At 33.5% G+C, this 25,449-nt stretch carries 23 protein-coding genes, 3 pseudogenes and 1 riboswitch; of the genes and pseudogenes, 22 read left to right on the top strand and 4 right to left on the bottom strand.

Annotated elements, in window-relative coordinates:
- Positions 1-204: 204 nt before the first annotated feature.
- The 6 genes from KPL75_RS02990 to KPL75_RS02965 all read left to right on the top strand — a co-directional run bounded on the left by KPL75_RS02990 (position 205) and on the right by KPL75_RS02965 (position 7,004).
- A complete protein-coding gene (locus tag KPL75_RS02990) occupies positions 205-1,947 on the top strand; it encodes a DUF4430 domain-containing protein (protein ID WP_219919340.1) in 1,743 nt (580 codons plus the stop codon).
- 124 nt (positions 1,948-2,071) lie between these two features.
- Positions 2,072-2,887, top strand: a complete 816-nt coding sequence (locus KPL75_RS02985; RefSeq protein ID WP_219919339.1) for a DUF4430 domain-containing protein — start codon at positions 2,072-2,074, stop codon at positions 2,885-2,887.
- A gap of 23 nt (positions 2,888-2,910) precedes the next feature.
- Positions 2,911-3,789, top strand: coding sequence for an energy-coupling factor transporter transmembrane component T (locus KPL75_RS02980; RefSeq protein WP_219919338.1), 879 nt, complete (start codon positions 2,911-2,913; stop codon positions 3,787-3,789).
- The gene (locus tag KPL75_RS02975; protein ID WP_219919337.1) at positions 3,762-5,423 is read left to right on the top strand and encodes an ABC transporter ATP-binding protein; all 1,662 of its coding nucleotides are present in this window, start codon (positions 3,762-3,764) and stop codon (positions 5,421-5,423) included. Before KPL75_RS02980 ends, KPL75_RS02975 begins: the two co-directional genes overlap by 28 nt.
- Positions 5,396-6,097 (top strand): ECF transporter S component, encoded by a 702-nt coding sequence (locus KPL75_RS02970; RefSeq protein ID WP_219919336.1) that lies wholly within the window; start codon positions 5,396-5,398, stop codon positions 6,095-6,097. The genes KPL75_RS02975 and KPL75_RS02970 overlap by 28 nt, the downstream gene beginning before the upstream one ends.
- A 184-nt stretch (positions 6,098-6,281) precedes the next feature.
- Positions 6,282-7,004, top strand: coding sequence for a YwiC-like family protein (locus KPL75_RS02965; protein ID WP_219919335.1), 723 nt, complete (start codon positions 6,282-6,284; stop codon positions 7,002-7,004).
- A gap of 30 nt (positions 7,005-7,034) precedes the next feature.
- Here KPL75_RS02965 and KPL75_RS02960 read toward each other — a convergent pair whose 3' ends face one another.
- A complete protein-coding gene (locus KPL75_RS02960) occupies positions 7,035-7,226 on the bottom strand; it encodes a hypothetical protein (protein ID WP_002110871.1) in 192 nt (63 codons plus the stop codon).
- A 121-nt stretch (positions 7,227-7,347) separates the two neighbouring features.
- Positions 7,348-7,446, top strand: a riboswitch (SAM riboswitch).
- A gap of 38 nt (positions 7,447-7,484) precedes the next feature.
- On the opposite strand from KPL75_RS02960, the gene KPL75_RS02955 reads away from it, so the two are divergent.
- The 4 genes from KPL75_RS02955 (at position 7,485) to KPL75_RS02940 (ending at position 9,397) form a co-directional block, all read left to right on the top strand.
- Entirely contained in the window at positions 7,485-7,805 is a 321-nt protein-coding gene (locus KPL75_RS02955) for a hypothetical protein (RefSeq protein ID WP_002110869.1), read from the top strand.
- A gap of 253 nt (positions 7,806-8,058) precedes the next feature.
- A complete protein-coding gene (locus KPL75_RS02950; RefSeq protein WP_219919334.1) occupies positions 8,059-8,442 on the top strand; it encodes an SWIM zinc finger family protein in 384 nt (127 codons plus the stop codon).
- A 29-nt stretch (positions 8,443-8,471) separates the two neighbouring features.
- A complete protein-coding gene (locus tag KPL75_RS02945; protein ID WP_219919333.1) occupies positions 8,472-9,047 on the top strand; it encodes an NAD(P)H-dependent oxidoreductase in 576 nt (191 codons plus the stop codon).
- Positions 9,044-9,397 carry a group-specific protein gene (locus KPL75_RS02940; protein ID WP_219919332.1) on the top strand — a complete coding sequence of 118 codons (354 nt, stop codon included), beginning with the start codon at positions 9,044-9,046 and terminating at the stop codon, positions 9,395-9,397. Before KPL75_RS02945 ends, KPL75_RS02940 begins: the two co-directional genes overlap by 4 nt.
- A 40-nt stretch (positions 9,398-9,437) precedes the next feature.
- Here KPL75_RS02940 and KPL75_RS02935 read toward each other — a convergent pair whose 3' ends face one another.
- Positions 9,438-10,784 carry a short-chain fatty acid transporter gene (locus tag KPL75_RS02935; protein ID WP_219919331.1) on the bottom strand — a complete coding sequence of 449 codons (1,347 nt, stop codon included), beginning with the start codon at positions 10,782-10,784 and terminating at the stop codon, positions 9,438-9,440.
- Between the two features lie 479 nt (positions 10,785-11,263).
- Positions 11,264-11,611: a VOC family protein gene (locus KPL75_RS02930; RefSeq protein ID WP_016091784.1), complete on the bottom strand. Its 348-nt coding sequence runs from the start codon at positions 11,609-11,611 to the stop codon at positions 11,264-11,266.
- 578 nt (positions 11,612-12,189) lie between these two features.
- Between KPL75_RS02930 and KPL75_RS02925 the strand changes: the two genes are divergently transcribed.
- On the top strand, positions 12,190-12,849 hold the full coding sequence (locus tag KPL75_RS02925) for a protein kinase family protein (RefSeq protein WP_219919330.1): 660 nt from the start codon (positions 12,190-12,192) through the stop codon (positions 12,847-12,849).
- A 320-nt stretch (positions 12,850-13,169) separates the two neighbouring features.
- Here the strand turns inward: KPL75_RS02925 and KPL75_RS02920 are convergent, their stop codons facing one another.
- On the bottom strand, positions 13,170-13,733 hold the full coding sequence (locus KPL75_RS02920) for a GNAT family N-acetyltransferase (RefSeq protein ID WP_219919329.1): 564 nt from the start codon (positions 13,731-13,733) through the stop codon (positions 13,170-13,172).
- A 663-nt stretch (positions 13,734-14,396) separates the two neighbouring features.
- Between KPL75_RS02920 and KPL75_RS02915 the strand changes: the two are divergent.
- The 11 genes and pseudogenes from KPL75_RS02915 to KPL75_RS02870 form a co-directional block, all read left to right on the top strand.
- Positions 14,397-14,717: pseudogene (locus KPL75_RS02915) on the top strand (Holliday junction resolvase RecU); the annotation flags it as partial.
- Between the two features lie 136 nt (positions 14,718-14,853).
- Positions 14,854-14,964 (top strand): annotated as a pseudogene (locus KPL75_RS27640) (ArpU family transcriptional regulator); the annotation flags it as partial.
- Between the two features lie 255 nt (positions 14,965-15,219).
- A complete protein-coding gene (locus KPL75_RS02910) occupies positions 15,220-15,441 on the top strand; it encodes a ribose ABC transporter ATP-binding protein (RefSeq protein WP_219919328.1) in 222 nt (73 codons plus the stop codon).
- A gap of 195 nt (positions 15,442-15,636) precedes the next feature.
- On the top strand, positions 15,637-16,323 hold the full coding sequence (locus KPL75_RS02905) for a response regulator transcription factor (RefSeq protein WP_219919327.1): 687 nt from the start codon (positions 15,637-15,639) through the stop codon (positions 16,321-16,323).
- Complete coding sequence (locus KPL75_RS02900; protein WP_219919326.1) at positions 16,320-17,396, top strand: HAMP domain-containing sensor histidine kinase; 1,077 nt, start codon at positions 16,320-16,322, stop codon at positions 17,394-17,396. The genes KPL75_RS02905 and KPL75_RS02900 overlap by 4 nt, the downstream gene beginning before the upstream one ends.
- A gap of 255 nt (positions 17,397-17,651) precedes the next feature.
- Positions 17,652-18,413: an ABC transporter ATP-binding protein gene (locus tag KPL75_RS02895; protein WP_219919325.1), complete on the top strand. Its 762-nt coding sequence runs from the start codon at positions 17,652-17,654 to the stop codon at positions 18,411-18,413.
- Positions 18,414-18,429: 16 nt separating this feature from the next.
- On the top strand, positions 18,430-20,259 hold the full coding sequence (locus KPL75_RS02890; RefSeq protein ID WP_219919324.1) for an FtsX-like permease family protein: 1,830 nt from the start codon (positions 18,430-18,432) through the stop codon (positions 20,257-20,259).
- A gap of 323 nt (positions 20,260-20,582) precedes the next feature.
- Positions 20,583-20,900: pseudogene (locus tag KPL75_RS02885) on the top strand (helix-turn-helix domain-containing protein); the annotation flags it as partial.
- 585 nt (positions 20,901-21,485) lie between these two features.
- A complete protein-coding gene (locus KPL75_RS02880) occupies positions 21,486-21,887 on the top strand; it encodes a BlaI/MecI/CopY family transcriptional regulator (RefSeq protein WP_000661427.1) in 402 nt (133 codons plus the stop codon).
- Positions 21,887-23,803 carry a M56 family metallopeptidase gene (locus KPL75_RS02875; RefSeq protein ID WP_219919323.1) on the top strand — a complete coding sequence of 639 codons (1,917 nt, stop codon included), beginning with the start codon at positions 21,887-21,889 and terminating at the stop codon, positions 23,801-23,803. The genes KPL75_RS02880 and KPL75_RS02875 overlap by 1 nt, the downstream gene beginning before the upstream one ends.
- A 1,202-nt stretch (positions 23,804-25,005) precedes the next feature.
- Positions 25,006-25,203: a hypothetical protein gene (locus KPL75_RS02870; RefSeq protein WP_219919322.1), complete on the top strand. Its 198-nt coding sequence runs from the start codon at positions 25,006-25,008 to the stop codon at positions 25,201-25,203.
- Positions 25,204-25,449 lie beyond the last annotated feature (246 nt).

The raw sequence follows: 25,449 nt of genomic DNA, 5'->3' as shown, positions 1-25,449 counted from the left end.
GATTAAATTTTGCCTAGAAAAGTGAATGTTATCACAATGGTGCGTTCATAAACGAAATTATTTTTCCTATACAAATATAGACGCGAATAATGCGGGTAGGAGGTGTTGTGCATTTTGTTCGACACTTACAAAAAGAGAGTGTCAATCACACGCCCTTAAAGGGTCTTTTTTGTGTAAATGTTAGTAAAGGGAGGAAATTTTGGGATGGCAATGTTAAAGAAATGGCTGCTTACATCATTAATGGCAGTGGCACTTGTATTTGTTTCTTTTACGAATACAGTACATATTACGTTTGCTGAAGGAAAGACAGCGAAACTTGCAATTATTGGTGAATCACAAAAAGGAATTATGTTATGTCCAAAAGAAGTTTCCATTGAAGATGGAGAAACAGCTTTTAGTTTGCTACAAAAAGTCATGGGTGACAAAGTAACATCTGAAAGTATGTCATTTGGAACGTATATAAAGGGTATCGATGGATTAATGGCCGGAGCAACGAGCGGTTGGTTATATGATGTAAATGACAAATCTGCAGAAGTTGGTGCGGATAGTTATAAATTAGAGTCTGGGGATGTTGTTGCATTTCGTTACGTTGCAGACTGGAGCAATATGAGTCAAGAAACATTGCAACAAACTCTGGACAAATTTGGAACTTGTAAAACTGTAGAAGAGCCAAAGACAGAGGAACCGAAACCAGAGGAACCGAAAACGGAAAAACCAGATGGTAAAACAGAGGAACCAAAACCAGAAGAACCGAAAACAGAAAAACCAGATGGTAAAACAGAAGATAAAACAACAGAACAACCAAAGCAAGAGAAAGTTGAAATTCCCGTAGCACAATTAAACGAAGCAATTTCTAAAACATCAGAAAAGATGTTACAAGATGGAATTGGTAGTGATTGGGTTGCAATTGGACTTGCTCGTTCAGGTGTAAATGTTCCACTTGAAACGAAAATAAACTATGTTAAGCCAGTAGCTGAAAAAGTTAAGAAGCGTTTAAATCGTTTTTCAGCAACAGATTTAGCTAGAACGATTATTATGATGAATGCAATGAACGTAGATCCTACAAAGGTAGAGGGACAAAATTTAGTACAAAATTTATTTGAATCAGATAAAGTGAATTCCGTTACAGGATACGCATTTACATTACTTGCATTAGATACAAAGAAATATGAGGTTCCGGCCGAAGCGAAATGGAATCGAGCTGCTTTAGTACAAGCACTTTTACAGGCGCAGCATACAGACGGTGGCTGGACATATGATAGTTCAAGTAATAAAGAAAGTGCTAGTAACGTTGATGTAACAAGTATGGTATTAGCAGCATTAGCTCCTTATCAAGAACAACAAGACGTTAAGCCAGCTATTCAAAAAGCTGTGGATTACTTATACAAGCAGCAGTTAGGTAATGGTGGTTTTGCCGCTGATGGACAAGAGAATTCTAATAGTACTGCACAAGCAATTATTGGACTATCGTTAGTTAAAGATGTAGATCACAATCGTCTTAATAAAGCAGTACAAAATTTAATGTCATATCAGCTTCCAAATGGTGAGTTCAAATGGTTACCAAGTGATCAAAAGGGTAGCGGAATGGCTACAGAGCAAGCATTTTTAGCTTTACTTCAGTTTAAAGAGGTTGGAAAATCGATTTATGATTGGTCAAATGTAGTAGAGAATGAAATCGATACGAAACCAATTGTAGAACCAGAACCAACTGTAGAAGAAAAAGAAGTTGTAGAACAACCGAAACAACAAGAAGAGTTACAAAAACAACCAAAAGATGAAAATCTAAAAGTTGTTGTAGATAACGAACGAGTTAATAAAGAAACAAATAAGAATAAGAATCAATTACCACAAACAGGAGCATCTTCTCATAGTGCAGCTACACAAGTAGGTATGGGTGTATTATGTATCGCTTCTGCATATGTATTATGGAGACGTAAAGCAGCTTAACAAAAATTAGGAGCAATCATTTGCTCCTAATTTTATTATAAAAGGTGAGGGCTAATAATGAGTGGAGATGAACAAAATCTCCACTCATTAAAGTTTCACTTTATTATGAAAGGTGAGGGGCAGCATGAGCAAGATGAAATGGTTCATTTCTTTAGTTCTTTCATTGGGATTATTAGCCGGATGTGAAGAAACGGCTGTAAAGCCTGAGAAGAAGGTAGAACCGAAGCAAGAAGAGCAAAAAGAAGTACCGAAACCGGAAGAGCAACAAGCTGAACCGGAACAGAAACCACAAGAAGAGCAGAAAGATAAACAAGAACAAAAAGTAGAAGAGAAACAAAAAGAAGAAAAAGCGCAGGAACAACCTGAAGTAAAGAAAGAAGAGAAACCAAAGGAACAGCCTGCTGCAAATAAACAACCAGAGCAACAAAAAGTACAAGAAGAGAAACCTCAGCAGCAGAAAGCGCCAGAAGTAAAAGAAGAAGCAAAGGTTGTTAATCAGCCAAAAGAAACACCAAAGCAGGAGCAAAAGAAAAATCCAGAAGAGAACAATAATCTACCAGCTCCGCCAACACCGGTACCACCACCAAATCCAGTACCACCACCAGTACCACCACCAGTACCACCACCACCAGTACCTAAAGCAAAACAAGTTACTATCTCCGTAAAAGGAAATGAAGGATACTTATTAGGTGCGAAAAAGGTTGATGTACAAGAAGGTGCTACTGTATATAGTGTACTAAAGAGTACAGGATTAGATGTTGATGCAAGTGGATCTAAAGGTGATGTTTACGTAAAAGGGATTAATGATTTATACGAAAAAGATATAAGTGATACAAGTGGTTGGAAATACCGTGTGAACGGTGCATTTCCGAATCGTAGTGCTGGTGTAGTTACAGTAAAACCAGGAGATACAATTGAATGGGTGTATGTATTAAAATAAGAAAGGACCTTCGGTAAAGGACTATGAAAATAAGCTTTTCTTCTTTACATCCTTTTGTGAATTTTTTCTATTATATTGGGGTGATGATACTATGTATGATGTGTCTTCATCCTCTTTTTTTAATTGGAGCGATTGTACTAATAGTAATCTTAAATATAGTGCAAGGAAATGGCGAGAAAATAAGAAAGATGCTGCCTAGTACTTTTATATTCTTTTTGATGGTAATTTTATTCAATTCTTTGTTAACACATAGAGGCGCGACTACGTTATTTTGGTTAGGAGATAGCCGGATTAAGCTGGAGGCGTGTATGTATGGGCTTGTAATGGGGTTATTATTAGTTGCGATTATGTTTACGTTTGCTTCTTATAACGATATTATTTCGAGTCATAAATTTTTATATTTGTTTTCAAGAATTTCACCGAAAGTTGCATTGTTAACGATGATTACAGTGCGATTTGTTCCTTTGTTTATTAGGCGGTTAAAGAAAATTACACTCGTCCAAAAAACGAAAGGCGTACAATTAGATTCAGGTTCACTCATTGAGCGTATAAAAAATGGAATGCAATTACTGCAAGTATTATTAGTTTGTTCGTTAGAAGATGCACTACAAACAGCAGATTCTATGCAGGCTCGTGGATTTGGTGTAACGAAGCGTACGACTTATACTCGATATAGAATGGAAAGAAGCGATTGGTATGCGCTAGGTTATTTAAGTATTCTATTTATAGCCTCATTCATATTTAGTTATTATGGCGGAGGGAAATTGATTATTTATCCGAAAGTGGAATCAATACTGTTCCAGCAATACGATGGAATGATGTTTTTCCTATTTATGATGTTTATTAGTTTACCGATTGTAATGGAAGGAAGGGAATGGATATGGTGGCGCATGCAAAAATAAAGAATTTGTCATTTATATATGCTGATGAAAATGAATACGCGTTACAGCATATTTTTCTTTCTGTTCAAAAAGGAGAATTTATAGTACTTGCTGGTGGTTCTGGTTCTGGGAAGACAACTTTATTGAAACATTTTAAAAAGGAGTTACTTCCAATTGGCACGCGTTCTGGGCATACATATTATGATGGTGCTTTATTAGAAGATGTACCTGATTTATTATCTGCACAAGAAATTGGTATGGTATTTCAAAATCCAGAAAATCAGCTCGTAATGGATACAGTTATTCAAGAATTAGCATTCTCTTTAGAAAATATCGGGCTACCATCACATATTATTCAAAAAAGAATAGCGGAACTCATTAGCTTTTTAGGATTTCAAGATTTGTTACATCAATCTGTTCATACTTTATCTGGTGGTCAAAAACAACTAGTAAATTTAGCAGCAGTATTAGTCATGCAGCCGAAGCTACTATTACTGGATGAACCGACAGCGCAGCTAGATCCGATTGCTGCAAAAGAGTTTTTAGGATTGTTAAAACGTATTAATGAAGAACTTGGAATTACGATAGTTTTAAGTGAACATCGTTTAGATGAAGTCATACCGCTCGCAACACGCGTTGTTTGTATGGATAACGGCAGAATCATTTATGATGGTACGTCTAAAAGTGTGATAGCGAACATGTGGGAAGTAGAAAAGCTTCGTCCATTTATTCCACAAATTCCAAGATTGTTTTTAGAGTGGAATGTGAAAGAGATTCCATTTACAGTGCGAGAAGCGCAAATGAAAATGAATGATTTTTCAGCGATATCATATAGGAATGGGCAAGTAGAACAATGTGAGAGGCAAGAAGTAATTTTAAGTGCAGAACATATATCTTTTCAATATGAAAAAAATAGTCCACTTATTTTACGAGATTTAACAGTGAACATCGAAAAAGGAAAATGGACAGCTTTAGTTGGGAAAAATGGAACTGGGAAGTCTACACTGTTAACGATTTTAGCAGGATTGCAAAAAGCTAGAAGAGGTAAGGTAAAGTGGAATGGAAAAGTGATACATAAAATTGATTCGAAAGAACGATTTAAAAGTATAGGGTATGTATCGCAACATCCGTACTATCATTTTACATTTGATACAGTATGGGAAGAGGTTTATGAGCGTGCGCGTGAATTATATGGTGAAGAGGGAAAAGTAATAGCAGAAGAAATGTTGAAAAAGTTCTGGTTAGATTCACTTAAAGAGCGCCATCCACATGATTGTAGCGGCGGAGAGCAACAATTACTCGCATTATGTACAACGTTATTATCAAAGCCAACTTTATTATTACTGGATGAGCCGACAAAGGGACTAGATCCATGGAAAAAGGAAAGAGTAGGAGAGCTATTTAAACAGTTGCAAAAAGAAGGTACAACAATTGTAATGGCAACGCACGATATTGAGTTTGCAGCGAAATACGTTGATCAATGTATGATGTTATTTGACGGGAAAGTCATTATGAATGATGAACCGAAAGAGTTCTTTAGTGGTAACTTCTTTTATACAACATCTATTAATAGATTCATCCGTAGAGAGTTGCCATTTGCATTAACGTGGGAGGATGTGTACGAAGCGTGTCCAAACGATATGTTGCATTTATAATATTTATTTTTGCTGTTGTAATATGTACACTACTCTTTACGACTCTTATTATGGACGGGTATTATATGGTAAGTAGTTTGTTTATATTAGCTGCCATTATGCTACCTTTCTACATCCGTTTTGAAAGGAAGGCGTTTGTTTCACGTGAAATTGTTATCGTTGCTGTGTTAGCGGCGATTGCAGCAGTTAGCCGGGTACCATTTTCGATATTACCGAGTGTACAACCGACTTCCTTTGTCATTATCGTTTCTGCAATTGTTTTTGGAAGTGAAACTGGCTTTATGATTGGGGCAACGGCGGCCATTGTATCTAATATTTTTTTAGGACAAGGTCCGTGGACGCCGTGGCAAATGTTCTCTTGGGGCATGATCGGATTTATAGCTGGACTATTACGTAATACATTTTTAATGAAAAAACTGTGGGGAAGACTGTTGTACGGATTCGTCGTTGGATTTTTATTTGGCTGGATTATGAATTTCTGGGGTCTCCTTGGTTTTATACAGGAAGCAACGTGGGAAACAGTTATTGCCTACTATGTCGCAAGTTTTTCTTTCGATCTTAGTCATGCGATATCGAATGTTATTTTCCTTCTGTTATTTAGTACGTCATGGATTACGATCCTCACAAGATTTAAAAAGAAATACGGTATATTAGATGAGCATAACGTGACATAGAAAAGCATACTCATATAAGGTAGGGTCGCGACTTACATATTCGTTTGCCTCTTTCATGCTTCTTACATATTGTAAGGAGCATTTTTTATTGTCAAAAAATAGATCTAATATATATCCGTTATTATATGAAATTATTTGTATAATAGTAGGTGAGAATTATTTTCAAAAGGGAGGTGTATAGTTAATGAAGTTAGTTATTCCGAAGCAGCATGGAGCATGGGCGATGCTTGTTATACCATTTCTATTAAGTGTATTACTTGGTAAACCTACTTTTTATCATATCCCATTGTTTTTAGCCTGGTTCTTTATCTATCTAGCTACTTATCCATTTCTCATGTACATAAGGCAAAGACGAAAAAAAGAATTTCTACACGCTGCAATTATTTATTTTATCATTGCATTCGTATTTGGGATGATTTCTTTATTATATGAATGGCGAATTCTTTTATTCGCAGTAGTCATGATTCCATTATTTATTGTAAATATGTATTACGCTCGTCAAAAAAATGAACGAGCATTACTAAATGACATTTGTGCGATTATAGTGTTTTGTATAGGTGGTTTAATCAGTTATTATTTCTCCATGAAATTCATAGATAAAACAGCATTATTCATTGCGCTTATTTCATTTCTATATTTTTTAGGAAGTACGTTTTATGTGAAAACGATGATTCGTGAAAAAAATAATCCGAAGTATCGTTTTATATCTTGGGGATATCATATTGTATTAACGGTGATTGTATTTGCTATAAATCCATGGTGTTCACTCATATTTGTACCAAGTGTAATTCGGGCCATTATGTTGTATGGCAAAAAGATTTCTATATTAAAAGTAGGGATTTTAGAAATTGTTAATTCTGTATATTTTTTAATAATAACGGTAATAATGATGAAGTATGCCATTTGAAAAAACTTCCCATCTTTTGATGGGAAGTTTTCATTCTTGTTCTAAAATATGAACGGTATAATCACATCTTTGTAATGCTTGTTCTACAGCGTAAAGGGATTGTTCAATACGTGCGCGATTAAAATCTTCTTCAACAGTTTGTAATGCATCTTCTAAACAATGTTTCGCTTCTTGTAATGATTGAAATGAATCTTGTACGTATCCACGAGCGTTCTTTTGCAACGTAGTAACCTCCTTCTGTACATCTATTTGTAGTATGAACAGTTAAGAAGAAAATATAATTTATTATATTTATTTGACAATTATAATGAAATTACGTATAGTTAAATTTAAAGTGAATATTTTCTTATCCAGAGAGGTGGAGGGACTGGCCCGATGAAACCCAGCAACCGCGATGCAGGTGCTAATTCCAGCAGAACATTTTTGTTCTGGGAGATAAGACGAAGATATACGTAACTTCTTCTTATCGGAGAGGTTTTTTTGTTGCAAAAAAACCGATTACGAAAGCATATAATAAGAAGAAAGGGGTTGCGAAGTACTGTGACACTCGAAAAATACGTAAAACTGCGTAGTACAGTTTATGAATATATGATAGAGCAAGATAAGCCAATATCATTGTTAGATATTCAAGAACATATCGTTTCGCATCATGAAGGAAAATTCACTAAAAAAATGTTACATCAATTTTATTTATCAAGACTATTAGATGAACTCAAACTGGATGGGAAAATTACTTTAGCTGATGATGAATATCGCTATGCTGAAAAAGGGGTATTTTATAAAGCGGGAAAAGGGAGCTAGGCTCTCTTTTTTTTGAAGTATGTAGTGTAAAAGACTGCTAAAGCAGCCTGATACAAGGGAATGGGTGTTGAGTGTGTAGTGTCAAAGATTGAATGTGCCTGAAAGAGGCACTTCATATCGGCTGCAAATGAAAAGAGACACCTTCGCCGAATAGGTGTCAGTCGTTTGTCACGTAGACTCGCTACTTGACAGTTATTAGAATAACATGCAGGATTTTGGAAGTCAAAAGGGAATTAAAGGAAGAGGTGTTGTTATGTACGCATATTTATTAAAAGAACTACATAGGTATATCCCGAACTACATTGTTGATAGAGGTTATGAATATTATGAAGAGGGACATGTAGAAGATGTTGAAGTACATGATAATAAAGTATTTGCTTTTGTGACTGGTAATGCAGGAAATTATGAAGTAGTTATTGATCTTGAAGATTTTGCAGGAAGTAGTTGCGAGTGTCCGTACGAAAATTATTGTAAACATATGGCGGCAGTTGTTTATGATATTCAAGGTGCTGGTGAGAGTACGGTTAAAGAGAAACTGAACGGTTTAGAAAAAGAAGAGTTACTAACAGTATTAAATCGTTTGTTACAAAGTTCGAAAAATGTCCAAATCGTAGAGAAGATGTTAAAGAAAGGGTAGATTTAACTGTAGAGGGGAGTTGCTTTATAGTGAACGTATTAATTATATACGCTCATCCTAATTCTTCAAGCTTTAATGGGGCAATTTTAGAGCATGTGCAAAAAGGACTTGAGGAAACAAATCATTCTGTTACGCTACTTGATTTATATAAAGAACAATTTGATCCAGTGCTTGTATTTAATGAAGAGAAGAAAAGACGTGATTTACTAAATGAAGAAGAGACGAAGCGATATAGAGAATTAGTGCAGAAGGCGGATATTCTTCTTTTCATATATCCAATATGGTGGTGGGGCATGCCTGCTATTTTAAAAGGATTTATCGATCGTATTTTTGTAGCTGGATTTGCTTATAAATATGAGGGGGCATTACCGAAAGGCTTATTTAAAGGTAAGAAGGCGTGGGTTATTAATACGTTAGACTCACCGTTATGGTACGTAGCACTATTATATCGATCAGCGGATTGGATTATGATGAAAAGAGGGGTTTTGCGTTTTTGTGGTATTCGCAATATAAAACGTTCTGCTTTTCAATCTGTGAAAACGAGTAAACTAGATAAGCGTGAAAAATGGCTATTACAAATAGAAGAAAAGGCTCGTACATTATGAATGAAATAGATCATAATATAAAGTGTTGCAATGATGATGACGAACTTTTTCGTACGTATATTAAGTGTTTAGTCCAATTGAAGAAGTGTAGTGAAGCGTTAAAACAAATTCAGATACAATTAAGAAATGATTATTTAATAAGAGGGATTTGTGAAAGAGAAGTTGATGAGGTGATAAAGGGAAGTAAAGAATATGAAACATATTTTCTTCCTAAAGTATTGCAGTGGAATTTCCTTAAGAACAATCCTCATATGATTGGAAAAGTGTGTGAAGATTTGTTTACATATGAAGCATTAAATCATGCCGAGATAGAGTGGAGGAAGGTAATGAACTGTATAGATAAAGAATGATTTATTATATAAAAAAGCTAGTATAAAACTAGCTTTTCGTTTAAATAAATAAGAAACATAGACTAATGATAAATCCTGCATATAGTAAGTTAACAACACAAAATCCCATAATATCACGAGCGCCTAAACCAGCTATCGCTAATGCCGGTAATGCCCAGAAAGGTTGGATTAAATTTGTCCAAGCATCGCCCCATGCAATTGCCATCGCTGTTTTCGCAACAGGTACACCAAGTTCAGCGCCAGCTGGAATCATAATTGGTGCTTGCACTGCCCATTGACCGCCTCCAGATGGAACGAAAATATTTACAATGCCAGCACTTAAAAATGTAAAGAGCGGGAATGTGGTTTCATTAGAAATGCTAATAAAGAAAGTAGAAATAGCTCCTCCAAGCGAAAGCCCTTCACTATTTACTCCAATCATCATCCCCATAATTCCAGCATAAAACGGAAACTGAAGTAAAATACCTGAAGCACTCTTAGTTGAGTCAGAGAAAGCGCGAATATATTGAATCGGAGTACGGTGGAAAATAAGACCCGCAATCAATAACATAAAAATAACGATATCAAGTGTAAGGTTAAAGCCTTTCGTACTAAAATAGTTAAAAATATAAATAAGACCTAATAATCCAATGCAAAGTGTAATAATCATACTATTTTCCATTTTTTCAGCGAATGTTTTTTGTCCTACTTCTTGAGCGGCAGCTTCTTCATGGAATACACTTGGATCCACTGTAATCGTATGTTTTTCATCTGGATGCATTGCTTTATTAATGAGAGGCATCGTAATTAAAAAGATAATGACTGGAACGAGAGCGTATGGTGAGAATAAAGTTTCTGTTATTGGAATCGCTTCTTTAATACTTCCAGCCGTCGTTTTGATTAAAGTTTCGCCGCCTGTTGCTAACGTAAGAGGGATAGAAGCAGAAAGGCCTGCATGCCAAATGAGAAATCCGGAGTAAGAAGAAGCGATTGCTAACCTATAATCTAATCCTTCTAACTGTCTTGCCACTTCTTTTGCATATAAAACAGAGACAACAATACCAAATCCCCAGTTTATGTATGCTCCTAGTAAACTTACAATTGAAATTGCGATAATACCTTGGCCATTCGTTTTTGGTAGTTTTGCTGCTTTCGTTAATCCTTTTTTAATAAGAGGAGCGTTTGCTAATGCCGATCCTGTCACGAGTACAAGAGCCATTTGCATAGAAAAGGCGAGAAGTCCCCAAATGCCATTGCCCCAATGATTAATCATCTCGATCGGTGTTTGATGCGTTGCAAACATGCCGAAGAAGATAACGAAAACGGTTAATAAGCATGATAAAATAAACGGTTCTGGTAAGAAGCGTTGCACTAAGGTGACACAACCATTTGTAAATGAACGAAACAAAATAGATCAACCTCCTTATGTATATTTATTACAATATTCGAGGTTGTTTGAGGGATAACCTTTAATTTGCGGAAAATTCAGATATTTAAGGTGATTATAATTTATTGATAGATTGATATTATTAATAAATGGATAGGCTTATACTAAGTTGGATAGATAAAATAAGGGCATGTAAACTTAGACTATTAAATTAAGCGAGGGTGCTACTATTATTGTTTTAGAAGTATCATTTTCTCCTGATTTTTATTCTGAATTTAAGAATACAGAAGTGTCTAAAGCAAATCTGTATATAACAGGTTATATCGATAAATTAGCTGATGAAAATCATTTTGATTTTATTAAAAGTATTAATTTAGATTGAAAAAGTGCACCTCCGATTGTTAGACTGTGTCTAATAATCAGAGATGCACTTCAAAGGACGCAACTTTTTTTATTGAACTAAAGCACCTGTTAGCTTAATAGCAAATGATTAAAATCCACTATTTCTCCCAAAGCTCGATCAATCGACCTTCAGGATCTTTAATCCAAATAAACTTTCCAAATTCACTAATCTCTTCTTTCTTTTCAAGAGGTACACCAATTTGTTCAAGGTGCTGAATAGTCTCGTTTAGATTATGTACTTGGAAATTCAACATCACTTGTTGTTCTGTTGGAAAATAACTGTCATTCTCGGTAAAGAAAGAAAAGATAGTCTCAGTTCCTAATTCGGGTTTAATCACAGTCCCATTCCAATTTTCTATTTCAATCTTCAATACTTCACTGTACCATTTTTTTATAACATCAATATTTTTAGTTCTCCAAAATATTCCTCCGAAACCTTTTATCATTGTATTTAACTCCTGTCTGTCTTTTAATTTTTAATGACATAGTATGTATTTAATATATCAAAACAAAATAGGAATAGTAAGGGAAATCAGTTGTTTCACCATTCTGAACAATCGGTACATACGAAGTGCACCCAGTGCTTTCTCCATCTGCTAATCTATTTCCTCCGACAAAAAATAAGCCAATACATTCGTTAACTCCTTGAGTATATGGGAGTAAATTTTTTATAGTATCTGGATTAAAACAATCAATTTTATCTACGAAATATTCTTCATTGAACAACTTGTATAAGTTGTATATTATTAATAAATATAGCTTGTACACTTTTCATAATGGTATTTGTTAAGTTTTTTTATAAAATAATCATGTGAAGTCAACATAACTTATTGTATCAATAATATATATTTGCGTAGAATAGCCATTTTAAGGTTTTGAAGTAACCCCCTAAATGAAAATTATATTTCTCTAAAGTTAGTTACTTAGTGAAGTCTGCTCATTTTTTTCGTATTAGGGAAGAAGGTACTTTTTTACTTGATGGGTATGGGGTAGTACCCCTTTTAGCAAAACCGGAGTGGGAATGATGAGTATAAATAGTTTTGTGGGATTGATAAAGGACGAATTATTAAAAGAGGTAAGCATAAGAAGTGAGGATGAATTCGAGCCTGTAGTAGTTAAAGATATTCCCAGACTTTGGAAGTGTTTAGGGACAGGTAATTATGCCGCAGTATTTATGCACAAAGAATACAAAGATTGGGTAGTGAAAGTTTACGCGCGAGAAGGAGAAGGAATTGAAAAAGAATCAGAAGTATACCGAAGAATCGGAAATCATCCTTCTTATTCGAAGCTTATATATAAAGGGGGAAATTTCATAGTATTGAAACGTTTAAAAGCAATTACCTTATACGATGCTATTCATAAGGGGATTAAAATTCCTAGACAGGTAATCCTTGATATCAATGAAGCTATAGAATATGCAAGAGAACAAGGATTAACTCCTTGTGATGTTCACGGGAAAAATGTGATGATGGAAAACGGAAGGGGGTATGTAGTCGATGTATCTGATTTCTTAAAAACAAAAGAAGATAGTAAGTGGAGAGACCTAGAAAAGGCATATTTTACATTTTACTTGCCTTTCATTTATAAATTGCCTTTCCCTGTTAAAATACCGTATTTCATGTTAAACATTGTTAGACGTTCATATAGAAAATATAAGAAGCTTAAAAAGAAATTCAAATTGTAAAAGTGCCACATACTTATCTTTAGGTTAGATAAGTGAACCACTAGTACACAAAAGGACCGTACACTTTAGATATGTCTAATATGTACGGTCCTAATTTTATAACTTCATGAATTAATTTATTTATAAAATGATTGTAACATTTGTATATAATACTGATATTATTATGAGAAGTAAATCTTCTTGTTTTAATAGAAAATACCCATTTCAGTACATTCCATTTTAAACATATTGATGTACTATAGTTCTAAACAAATCACAATAACGGATTAGAAGGGGAATAAACTATGTACACAGACTCAATTGAGTATTAAAATTTTAATCTAATTTACCTTTGCAAAGATGCAGGTATCAATTAGTTTTTTACTGTCAGCTGAAAGATCTTCATTACGTAATATCCCCTCAAGCTCAAAACCTAGTTTTTCAGGGATCGTACGACTTTTCGTGTTAGTAGATTCGCATCTTATTTCAATCCTTCTAAATTTGAGTAACTGAAATGCAAGGTTTGTTAACTCACTTACTACCTCTGTCATATATCCATTGCCACTAAATTGCGTGTTAATCCAGTATCCAATTTCACATTTAGAAATCTTCCAATTAATTCCGTGAAGGCTAGCAGTTCCAATAAAATCATTAGTATCCTTATGATAGATAAGATAGCGAAAGCTTTCTCTTTTTAAAAAATCTATATGGGCATTTCTCAGGATAATTTCCGTTTCTTCAACAGTAGGGATTGACTGGAATAAAAGCAACCATTGCTTTAACTCACTAATGGAATCCTTAATAGCTTGGTGTACGACATTCCCGTCACCAGCTTGAAGTGGTGCTCGAAGAATTAGTCTGTCTGTTTCTATTTGTAACGGAACATCTAATAAAATAGGATGCATATCATTTCTCCTCTCGAAAACTTTAAATTATGACAGAATGAAACTTATATAATAAAAAAACTTTCACCCAAAAGAAATAATTCTTGAGGACGAGAGTTACAATTTTGTGGTACCACCTCAGTTTGTTGATATGTCCCAATATCAACCTCTTCGGGTACGTTACTATAATAAATAAATTAAAAAATACCCTATCTCACTAACAGGAGATCCGTCACAGCATCACTATAAGTTATTATAGAACCGTGCGAAGCTCCTAGTCTTTCTTCATTAAGAACTTGATATGTAGCAATACAGTAAAGCTTATCTCCCATAAAGGGATCTCCCAAAAATTAGTGAACAATAAATATATATTCAATTAATTACTTAGAAATCCCTTTTCACATATTGAAAACTAAACTGCCAGTTGGTACAAAAAATGGCTACCGAAGCAGCCTTAGGTTGTTCAACTAATGCATGCGTTAGTTGAATAAGGAATTATTATTTTTCATCTATTGGCTTCCAATTTTTATCTTTTGCATAATGGGGTACCGCCACATCGCCATCAATCTAAAATTTTATAGCAACCCCAGAACGAAATTTTGTACTAACTTGTAACAAAAAAGCTCATTTTTTCGTTTTGGGGTAATTCTGAATTCTTAAGTTGATGGGCATGTATGGTGACCCCTTATAGAGTTCAGTAAGGATCAGATAGTATTCCTTGTGCCAGCATCAGTTATTCAATCTTATGTTGGGATGTCTCAGTCTCATCAACCGAATTGTAAGAAGTCGATACCGAGAGCAGACTTTGATATTTATGGATACTTAGTAGAACAAACAGAACGAGCACCAGTTGATTACTTACAATACATCGATGAGACAGGATTAATTCCAGGGGTGTTAGATGGGATGATTCAGATAGATCAGGACCATAAAAGGATAGTAAATAACATTGAAGCAGCGAAAGAGAAAATGAATAATAAAAAACGTAAATTATTAAAGGCTTAATGGATAACGGAACCATGCAGAGTGGATGGTAGGGGCTACTCGCCATGAATGTGTCCCTTATTCAACAATGAGATTGTAAAATTTCACGTATCATATATAAAATTTAAATTACAAATTCGAAATAGGGGATTTCTGCATAGAAAGACAATTAACTTTATTACCAGCAATCGATGATAAAAAGGTGCAAAAAGAAATAGTCAGCATCTTAAAGGAATACCGTGCATTAAAGATGCGAATAAACAGAAAGGGGGTGTAAATTATGTTTACATCCTCTATTTATTTAATTTAGCTGCATTAATAACTACCATTACAATGATATACTACTAGTGACCATTTCAAGAATGGCCATATATTTTTATGACAAACTGCTTTAGAAAGCTTAAGAATTCTTAAGAACTTTTGCCCCTATTTCTTAAGGTTTGGGCTCTAGAGTATGATTATGAATGCAAACATGCGGTGTGATTAATTATGAAAACAATTCTCTTTCTTATTTGAGTATATAATGAACCCAAAATCAGTTGGTGCAGCCCTGTCCAGTTCAAAGTTTCTTGAAGACAAAATGATTGAAGAAATTGATCTTAAGAAAGCGTATTACATTGTCGAATATGGAACAAGTACAGGTGTATTCACAGAAAAATTAATTAAAAGAAGAAATCTCAAGACAATTATTCTATTAGTGGAAAATAATAAGGGATTTTATTTTTTTACTAAAAGCAAAATTTAAAGAAGAAGGGAACTTATTAATTGTATATGGATCAGCAGTAAATATTGAACAATATATTAAGGGAACGATATCACTTATATCCATTATGCTATTTCTTGTCTTCCGTTTGCAAGTTTACAATAAAGAGACGATAAACATGTTTCACCTGCTTATGTCTTTAATTGTTCAATACGAGAAAAAATGTGGAGGAATAATATGGAGTCAAAAATTCTTATTGTTGATGATGATAAGGAGATTAGAAATCTAATCTCTGTTTATTTGGAAAATGAAGGTCTGAAAACTCAAAAGGCAGAAGATGCTTTGGAAGCTTTACAACTGTTAGAAGAAAAGGAATTTGATCTTATTATTTTAGATATTATGATGCCGAATATGGATGGTATTGAAGCTTGTATGAAGATTAGGGAAGATCGTAATATGCCTATCATTATGCTATCTGCAAAATCTGAGGATATAGACAAAATTCAGGGTCTAGCCTCTGGTGCAGACGATTATTTATCAAAGCCGTTTAACCCATTGGAATTAATCGCTAGGGTAAAATCCCAATTAAGAAGGTTTAAAAAATACAATACGTCAATAGAACATAATAAAAGCATTCTAGAAATTGGTGACTTAACCGTGAATTCAGATACTCGTCAAGTATGGGTAAGGGGAAAAGAAACTAGGCTAACTCCAAAAGAGTTTGATATTCTCGAACTACTTGTCCGTAACAAAGGGATTGTCCTGAGTGTAGCAAAAATATATGAAGTAGTTTGGAAAGAGGTTTTTTATAAATCAGACAATACCGTCATGGTGCATATTACAAAAATAAGAGACAAAATTGAAGAGGATTCTAAACATCCCATTTACATTAAAACTATTTGGGGAATTGGTTATAAAATATGAAGAATGTTAGTTTTAGAAATAGGATAATTATAAAACTTCTTGGTGCTGTTGCAGTTAGTTTTTTTGTTTCATTCGGTTTAACAATCCTTATTTTGCAATACGTCATAGATCCATTTTTTATAAAACACGAAGATTTTGGCATGTTTGAATTCAGATTCGCAATGTTGTTCTTATTCACGTTCGCAATTTTTAACTTTATAATAATTTTTTTGATATTGGTTCGAAAGAAAATAGCATATTTGAAGCTCATTTCTGATAATGTGAATGATATTGCCAATGGAAAACTGGGTTTAACTATTGGGATTAACGGGAAGGACGAATTAACCCAACTTGCTCAAAATATCAACTATATGTCCAAGAAATTGGAAAATACATTTGAACAGGAAAGACGATTAGAACGTACAAAAAATGAACTTATAACCAATGTATCTCATGACTTACGCACACCGTTAACATCTATTATTGGCTATATAGATCTATTAAAAAGAGGGCAATATAACAGTAAAATACAATTACAAGAATACCTTGAAACCACTTATTTAAAATCACAGAGACTGAAATATTTGATTGATGAACTGTTTGAATACACCCGTTTATCAGGTATAGATGCTAATTTAAACTTTAATGAAGTCGATTTATCAGGTTTGTTGGAGCAAATAGTTGGAGAATACATTCCTATATTTGAAAAAGAAAGTTTGAGCGTTCAAAAATCAATCACGGAAGAAACAATACCTATTTTCATGGATATTGAAAAAATGGTACGTGTATATGAAAATCTGTTTATGAATGCGATAAAGTACAGCATGAAACCATCTGAATTATCTGTATGTCTTGAATTAATGGATAACAAAGCAATTTTGAAAGTATCAAATAAAGTCGAGAAACCGCCTGTTAGCGATCCAAATAAATTGTTTGAAAGGTTTTTTAGGGGGGACAAGGCAAGAAAAGATGACCAGGGAAATGGTCTTGGGCTTGCTATCTCAAAAAGAATTGTTGAACTTCATCATGGTAATATATATGCAGAATATAAAGACGGCTGGATGTCCTTCATTGTTGAACATCCAATTAAATAGAATGGCTTATGGAATTATAGTTTCCATAAGCTTTTTTTTATAAAAACTTAAGAAATCTTAAGGGTTTTACGGGGTGTTTCCTAACTTTCATAGTTTATCATGGGTGTATTCAAAGTGATGAGGTGAGTGAAGAAGATAAAATGAAAGTTTTCATTGTAGCTTTAGGGTGGATGCAAGATGACTATTTTGTTAGTAGCAAATAAAAATAGTAGCTTATTGTAATGAAATAGAAAGAACAAACGTAGGAGGATATATATGATAAAACCAGTTGTAGATGTAAAAAACATTCAAAAATTGTACGGTAAAAAAGGTGAGAATCAATCACACGCGTTAAAAGGTGTATCATTTTCGATTCAAGAGGGAGAGTTTGTTGGTATTATGGGGCCTTCTGGTTCTGGTAAAACAACATTATTAAATGTAATTTCAACGTTAGATACAGCAACGGGCGGTATTGTTGAAATTGCAGGTACTGATATTACGAAAATGAAGCAAGGTGAGCTTTCTGATTTCCGTTCGCAAAAATTAGGATTCATTTTCCAAGACTTTAACTTATTAGAGAATTTATCTATATATGAAAATATTGCACTCCCACTTTCACTTCAAGGTGTCTCATCTCGTAATATTGGAAAGAAAGTAGAAAAAGTAGCTGATATGTTAGGCATTACATCAATACTTCAAAAGTATCCTTCTGAAGTATCTGGTGGACAAAAGCAACGTTCTGCAGCAGCACGTGCGTTAGTGCATGAGCCTGCAATTATTTTAGGGGACGAGCCAACAGGAGCTCTTGATTCTAAAAATGCAACAAGTTTACTTAATGCCATGACAAGTTTAAATAAAGAGCAAGGTGTATCCATTATGATGGTTACACATGATCCTTACAGTGCAAGTTACTGTCAGCGTATTTTATTCATTCAAGATGGTGAGTTATATAAAGAAATTTATCGGGGTGGTACCCGTGAAGAATTCTATAAAGAAATTTTAAACGTGCTTGCAAACTTAGGCACACAAAAAGCGTAAGGAAGGAAGTTCAATCATGTTATTTAAGCTTTCTATGTCAGGCCTAAAAAGTAAGTTGCAAGATTACATTGTTTTACTTGTTGGTCTTATTGTCTCTATTTCAACTTTTTATATGTTTCAAACGCTAGCATCCAATAAAACGTTCCTTGAATCTAACTCTTCTATTAGGGATATTGTGTCTGTATTTAAAATTGGTTCCTTTTTGTTAGCGGTTATTACATTTTTCTATATTTTATATGCAAACTCTTTCTTATCAGCTCTTCGTCAAAAAGAATTTGGTATGTATATGATGTTAGGAGCAAAAAAACATAAAGTTACCTTACTTATGTTTATCGAAACAATCATATTAGGTGGCACATCTCTTTTGATTGGAATTACAATTGGTGTAGGACTTGCAGAAGGTATCGGTCAGCTATTAATGAAACAACTCGAGTTTGCTGGCGAAGGTTATAAAGCATTTTATCTTCCATCTATTGCTATTACTTGCGTCTTCTTCTTTGCACTATTTGTATTATCGGCAATTATGAATAGCATTAAATTTTCTCGTATTTCTGTACTTCAACTTGTACATGCAGATGAACAAACAGAACGTGTTGCCATAAAAGGAAAAATGACAGTTGTAATTGCATTCCTTGGTATTCTTTTATTAGGTATTGGTTATGCATCACTGATTTATATGTCATATGTAAATTCGCTAATTGTTTTGGGATTAATGGCCGTTGGATTAATCTCAGCAACCGTTGGTACTTACCTAATATTTGGATCACTTCTCCCAGTTATGATTAACAAGCTAAAGAGTAATAAAAAACGTAGTGAAAAAGGCCTCAATGCTTTTACTTTTGCACAATTAAATTTCCGCATTAATGGTCTAACAAATGTGCTTGCAACAGTAGCAATCTTAGTGGCTCTTGGTGCTGGTGGAATTGCTTGTGGTATGGCATTTAAAAACAACATCCTAAAAATGACAGATCAAATAGAAATTTACGATTCAGTCATTCATAATCCAACAGCGGAAGAAAAGACAATTTTGGGTGGTATCTTATTTCAAGAAAAACTAGAATATCATTACAAAGTGGATGATAAGTATGTTTATTATCTTAAAGAAGATGTAGAGAAAAATCGCCCTTTCATACAAGGTATGAAAATAGAGAAAGTTTCAGAGGAATTACCCATTGGTGCATTTTCAATAAAACGGGCTAAAGGAGAGACATATACAAAACAATGGATCCAGGCTTTCAGAACGATCCAGCCCAATTATTTATATCCTGATTATGAAATGAAAATTGTAGATCAAAACATATACGATGGGTTGAAGGGTAAAGAAAGTACTGTATTTATGGGGAAAACAAATGATTTTGGATCATACATAAAAGAATGGAAAAAACTTGATGAATTACAAATAGCAAAATATAAAAATGTGAAAGCGGAAGGATTGGATAGTAAGTATCAAGCATATATTAGGGGTCATGATTTTGCCAGCGGAATAATGTTTATGGGTTTCTTCGTTGGAATTGCATTTTTAGCAATGATGGCAAGTTGCTTAATGTTTAAAGTTCTGTCGGGAGCATCAAAAGATGTAACACGTTATCAAATGCTTCATAAAATTGGTGTCCGCCGAGAATTATTAAAAAAATCAATTTATAAAGAGTTATTCTTCATATTCTTATTCCCAGCAATTGTAGGGATTACTCATATATTAGTTGGTATGAACATGTTTAGTCCTCTTGTAATCGATCCGTACGCTCGCATTTGGTTACCACTTGTTATTTTTGTAGTGATTTACTCGATTTACTACTTGATTACAGTTCAATTATATAAAAGAATTGTACTTCCGAAAGAGAAGTAATAAGTATATAATTTTTAACTATGGATCGTTCAATATTTTCGACTTTATAATTTAAGAATTAGATAAGAAATACTTAAAAAGACCTAAAACTAATTGTTAATGTTTTGGGTCTTTTATATTTAGAAACGTTGATTTTATCATTTTAGCCAAGAAGACTCCTTCCTCAAGGAACGCGAAGTGAGTAGCTGGGAGATGAATTGGCTTCGGACAAGGTATGGCAGGAAGCCATCTTAATTGTTCGACATACATAAAGTGTTACTTCACTATAAACCGAATGTGCATTCGGTGTATAATAGTCATATATCGGAATGGAGGTGAATCAAATGATAATTAATAAAGCCTTTAAGTTTCGTATCTATCCAAATCAAGCACAAACAATTCTAATTAATAAAACGATAGGTTGTTCTCGCTTTGTATTTAATCATTTCCTATCCCTATGGAATCACGCATATAAAGAAACTGGAAAAGGTTTTACATATGGTACATGCTCTGCCAAACTTCCTGCCATGAAGAAAGAGTTTGTTTGGCTCAAAGAAGTGGATAGTATTGCGATTCAGTCGTCTGTTCGCAACCTTGCGGATGCGTATACACGATTTTTCAAAAAACAAAATAGTGCCCCGCGTTTCAAGTCCAAGAAGAATAAAGAATGAAGCAATAAGGCTTCTAACCGCAAGGACTGCGGGGTTAGCCTAATCAATTAGAGTTCGATTAGGAATCCCCCACTTCTAAACGAAGTGAAAGTGGGGGTAGTTCAATTTAGAATTTCTAGTCTAAATAGTTTGGAGTTTCATGTCTTTGTACAACAAAAAAGGGGTGTGAAAAGATATGATAGTAGGAACTTATTTTATAGTGTAAAATGCTAAATTATCTACAGATACATTGCATTTAGTAGCCATTTTCTTGTCCATATATCGAGACAAGAAAATGGCTATTTTGTTAAACGAAGACAGCAAAGTGGGTACTTTGTAAAAATAGTATATACTAATTAAGTGTGAAGTTAAAAATCAATTTTATATTATTAACAAACATAGTTATGAAGCATCTATTTTCTTGACCCATTAGGAGGACATGAAGATCTATACCTATGTTAATTTCTTTCGTTCTTATGTTGATGGGCATAGGAGAGGATTTCACAAATATAAAATAATATTGACAATACAAGATTACAAGTGTAATATTCAGTTACGGATTACAAATGTAATCTGAGGGAGGTATAATTTAAACTAATGAAAGAATTACCTAAAATTTCAGAAGCTGAGTTAGAAGTAATGAAAGTACTGTGGTCAAAATCTCCACAAACGGCAAATGAAGTGATTGAAGAGTTAGAGAAGAAAATGGATTGGAAACCCAAAACGATTCGAACACTAATTAATCGATTAGTTCACAAAGAAGCAGTTGCTTACCATCAAGATAAAGGGCGTATGTACGCTTATTATCCTTTGGTTTCGCAAGATAGTTATTTGCAAGTAGAAACAAAATCTTTACTTAAACGTTTCTATGGTGCAGCATTTAAGCCCTTGCTAGTAAATTTCTTGAAAGAAGAAAAGCTGTCTTCAGAAGACATTAACGAGCTTAAACGTATCCTGGATGAGAAAACTGAGGAAAATCAGAGGAAGGATAGATCATAATGACAGAAATGTTAATTAATGTCTATCTTCCTCATTTTTTCGATTGGTTGATAGAGACCTCTATTATGGCGAGTATATTAGTGGGCCTAATCCTATGTATTAAGGTCTTGTTTAGAAATAAGTTAACGCCACGTTGGCAATACATGCTATGGATCATATTAATAATAAGACTGGTATTACCTTGGTCGCCAGATAGTTCCTATAGTATCTATTCTGTTCTTACATACAAGAATGATGATGCATTCATTTCTAGCCGAAACCCTGTAGATATTTTTCTTTCAAAAGAACGCATGCATGAATTGAAAGGTATAGACGATACAAAGGTTCTCACAAAAGAAGATAATCATACCTCAAGTTCAACACAACCTAATCAGGCACACAAGACACAAACACACAATAATGAAAAGCAGGATGGTGAGACGATTCCATTCTATACAATCTGTATATACATTTGGCTTACAGGCGTTATTCTTCTAAGCTTTGCTACTTTTATAATGAACAGGCGTTTACTCCTTTACATACAAAAACAACCTGTTATTAAAGATGAAAAGATTGTCCAGATTTTCGAAAAGTGTAAGCAATCTATGTCTGTTCAACGAGATATCCCTTTACTTGTATCTGGAAAGGTTTCCAGTCCAACAGTGTTCGGATTTTTTCGGCCAAAGTTGTTATTGTCAACTGTACATATGAAAATATTAGATGGATATCAGTTACGCTATATTTTTCATCATGAATTAGCTCACATCAAACGAAGAGATGTTGGTGTGAATTGGCTTATGCATGGCTTACTAATTTTAAATTGGTTTAATCCCATTCTATGGTATGCCTACTCATGTATGCGGGAAGATCAAGAATTAGCATGCGATGCATTAGCCCTTACATATATAGATTCAGAGGAACAAATTGCGTATGGACATACTATTATTAGTCTTTTGGAACATTACTCAAGTTATTATAAAGTACCGAGTATGGCCAATTTCAGTAAAAACAAAAGGATGTTAAAAAGGAGAATTTTAATGATTAAAAAATTCCAAAAAAAATCGTATCGTTGGTCTGCACTAGGGGCTATAGCAGTTATTGCTGTATCATCTGTATCCTTATTAAATGCACGTGCTGATATCTCAACTAATCCTGAGAAACAACAAATAGAAGTGAAAAATAATATGAAAGAATTAAAAAAACAACCTGATATTCCTATACAGAAAATTGTAGAAAAAATGATTGGTACAAAAGAACAAGCAGAATCAGAATTTTTTGTTTCAGAAGGAGAATATAATACTTTACTTACAGAGCTTGGAGTGGCGAAGAATCTGTTTACCAAAGAAGAATTTGATCAATTCATTTCTTTGGAAACAGAAGCACATATTTTAGGTAAAAAAGTAAGACTAGTAGGAAGTCCTGAAAAATTAGACTCAGAAGAGCAAAAAAAATATGAGAAAAATAGTGAAGAAATTGGACCATTCAGACAGAAAATTTATTCACATTTTAGATTAACTAAGAAGGAAGCACAGAAATATCTTGATTTTCCAATTAAGACACCAACTTATGTAGTAAAAGGGTATAAACTAGCTGGAGAAGATGTTCAAACCCCGATGACTACTGGAAAGAAGAATCCAGTGATTGTTTCGGAATATCACAGTGAAGATCCTTTGTCTTGGTATGTTGTGAATCTATCTGCCGTGAGAGATAAAGAAGATAATCCATTTTATGGGATAGTGGAAGAGAGTGACAAGATAACAAATTATGAGTTAGAAGGTACAAAAATTACTTTAGCAGAATCGTCGGAAAGTAATACGAAGCATATGGAAATAATTGTTCCTGAAAAAGGGAAAAGTAGCGCTTATCAAATCAGAATTCTTGCAAATAATTTAAATAAAGAAGAGTTAGAGAAAATTATGCTGTCCTTTTTAAAATAAAAATAGAGTCTTAGGATCTCGTTCCTGAGGCTCTATTTTTTTAGTTTAAATGAAACCATTAAGTGAGAAGAGAAATTAGTATAGTCTACATAATGAGAAAGTAAGATGAAATTTACTTTTGTTAGTTTGATTGAGGCGGAGAAGTATTATATAAAAAATAAAAATTTAATACATCATTTGAATCAAGGTTGACATATTGTATGGAGAACAGGAGGGAGTATGATTCAAAAGAAGTAATAGCAGAATACATCACCAATTCCCCTGTTAGCAACTGAAATTGTTGTATATTAAATTTGATTAAGTAATTCTTATAGTAGTGGTCCTCACATACTCATCCAGCTAAATAATTGTATACATGAAACAGAAAACATCCTTTCTCTATATTTCTACAAGAAGAATAACGCTTTCTATCAATTATGGCTATAAAATTATTTTAGGTTAATAGTTATGTGACGCTCCCCCACTATAAACAAAGACGAAGTCTTTAAGCAGAATCCGTCTTTTCGGCGTACAATGAATTAGAACTATTATTAGTAACTGACTAAAATTTAACTTTGTTACTGAACTTTCCATTTCTTATAAAAATAGATTAATTGAAAGAGCACTATAGCAACAGAAAAAAACGTAACAAGAAAAAAAGTAGTTAATTCTAATTGTACAGAAGATAATATAAATAAAGCTAAAGCAACTAAAGGGATTGATAAAATTATAGAAAAAAAAGGAGAATCCCTTGTGAGAATAAGATTTCGACTTTTTCCTTGCTATCGATAATGAGACGTTATGTTAACTTTAAATGAATACAATATACAGGAAAAATTTTCTTATAAGCGTATTATCTAAGTGATACAATTAGGAAAAGGGAGGTATATGTATGAAAAAGGGTTCTATAAGAAGAATATTCCTGAAGGAATGGACGTTTACTCTGGTACTGATAGCAATTTTCCTTAATGTTTATATCCAAAAAACAGATATAACACACATTTCCCTTCTCAAATTACTGTTTATTCCGATTATCTTTATCATTGCTCATTTCATAGATAAGAAATTTGCAAAGTATGCAAGTTAAGCATAAGAGGTGGCACCAACATTTCGCGAATTTTGTAGGCTAAGGCATAACGTAGTCATTGATTGAAAATATTTCGTAGGATTTTATAAATACAGAAACCCACGAGGAATATTCTTTAAAGGAGAGTGATTACTTTATGTTAAGAGAATGGATAAATAAGGTGAAAGAACCTAAATGTATTCATAAATATAACTATATTAAAACTCAAGATAGTGAAAATTTTAAAACAGGACAGATCGGTACAGCTAGTTTTTATAAGTGTGAAAAGTGTGGAAAAGAAAAGATTGAATATAAATATAACAGTGATATAAATAGTAACTATTGGAATATATAAGGTAAATTGTTAAATGAAACGGAGATTTATTAATATTAATTATTCACTATCAAAAAATGAGAAAAAGATTGCTCTAATATTAAAAATTAGCTTCCTATAACTAAATTTATGTAAATAAGCTGTCCACATGGGCAGCTTATTTTATGAAAATCACTTTCTACTCTAAGAAGTATTCAGTTTCTTGTTTTTCTTCAAAAATTCTATATTATTACACAAGACTGATTTAGTTCAATAAAACTGTTGCTT

The organism is Bacillus sp. NP247 (assembly GCF_018966865.1).
Taxonomy (GTDB): domain Bacteria; phylum Bacillota; class Bacilli; order Bacillales; family Bacillaceae_G; genus Bacillus_A.
Note: the sequence above shows the minus strand (reverse complement) of the source record. Positions and strands in the feature narration are given on the sequence as shown.

Excerpts from the sequence above, each read along its gene's own strand:
- KPL75_RS02990 (WP_219919340.1), top strand. The coding sequence starts at position 205 with ATGGCAATGTTAAAGAAATGGCTGCTTACATCATTAATGGCAGTGGCA.
- KPL75_RS02985 (WP_219919339.1), top strand. The coding sequence starts at position 2,072 with ATGAGCAAGATGAAATGGTTCATTTCTTTAGTTCTTTCATTGGGATTA.
- KPL75_RS02980 (WP_219919338.1), top strand. The coding sequence starts at position 2,911 with ATGAAAATAAGCTTTTCTTCTTTACATCCTTTTGTGAATTTTTTCTAT.
- KPL75_RS02975 (WP_219919337.1), top strand. The coding sequence starts at position 3,762 with ATGGATATGGTGGCGCATGCAAAAATAAAGAATTTGTCATTTATATAT.
- KPL75_RS02965 (WP_219919335.1), top strand. The coding sequence starts at position 6,282 with ATGAAGTTAGTTATTCCGAAGCAGCATGGAGCATGGGCGATGCTTGTT.
- KPL75_RS02950 (WP_219919334.1), top strand. The coding sequence starts at position 8,059 with ATGTACGCATATTTATTAAAAGAACTACATAGGTATATCCCGAACTAC.
- KPL75_RS02940 (WP_219919332.1), top strand. The coding sequence starts at position 9,044 with ATGAATGAAATAGATCATAATATAAAGTGTTGCAATGATGATGACGAA.
- KPL75_RS02930 (WP_016091784.1), bottom strand. The coding sequence starts at position 11,611 with ATGATAAAAGGTTTCGGAGGAATATTTTGGAGAACTAAAAATATTGAT.
- KPL75_RS02925 (WP_219919330.1), top strand. The coding sequence starts at position 12,190 with ATGAGTATAAATAGTTTTGTGGGATTGATAAAGGACGAATTATTAAAA.
- KPL75_RS02920 (WP_219919329.1), bottom strand. The coding sequence starts at position 13,733 with ATGCATCCTATTTTATTAGATGTTCCGTTACAAATAGAAACAGACAGA.
- KPL75_RS02910 (WP_219919328.1), top strand. The coding sequence starts at position 15,220 with ATGAACCCAAAATCAGTTGGTGCAGCCCTGTCCAGTTCAAAGTTTCTT.
- KPL75_RS02905 (WP_219919327.1), top strand. The coding sequence starts at position 15,637 with ATGGAGTCAAAAATTCTTATTGTTGATGATGATAAGGAGATTAGAAAT.
- KPL75_RS02900 (WP_219919326.1), top strand. The coding sequence starts at position 16,320 with ATGAAGAATGTTAGTTTTAGAAATAGGATAATTATAAAACTTCTTGGT.
- KPL75_RS02895 (WP_219919325.1), top strand. The coding sequence starts at position 17,652 with ATGATAAAACCAGTTGTAGATGTAAAAAACATTCAAAAATTGTACGGT.
- KPL75_RS02890 (WP_219919324.1), top strand. The coding sequence starts at position 18,430 with ATGTTATTTAAGCTTTCTATGTCAGGCCTAAAAAGTAAGTTGCAAGAT.
- KPL75_RS02880 (WP_000661427.1), top strand. The coding sequence starts at position 21,486 with ATGAAAGAATTACCTAAAATTTCAGAAGCTGAGTTAGAAGTAATGAAA.
- KPL75_RS02875 (WP_219919323.1), top strand. The coding sequence starts at position 21,887 with ATGACAGAAATGTTAATTAATGTCTATCTTCCTCATTTTTTCGATTGG.
- KPL75_RS02870 (WP_219919322.1), top strand. The coding sequence starts at position 25,006 with ATGTTAAGAGAATGGATAAATAAGGTGAAAGAACCTAAATGTATTCAT.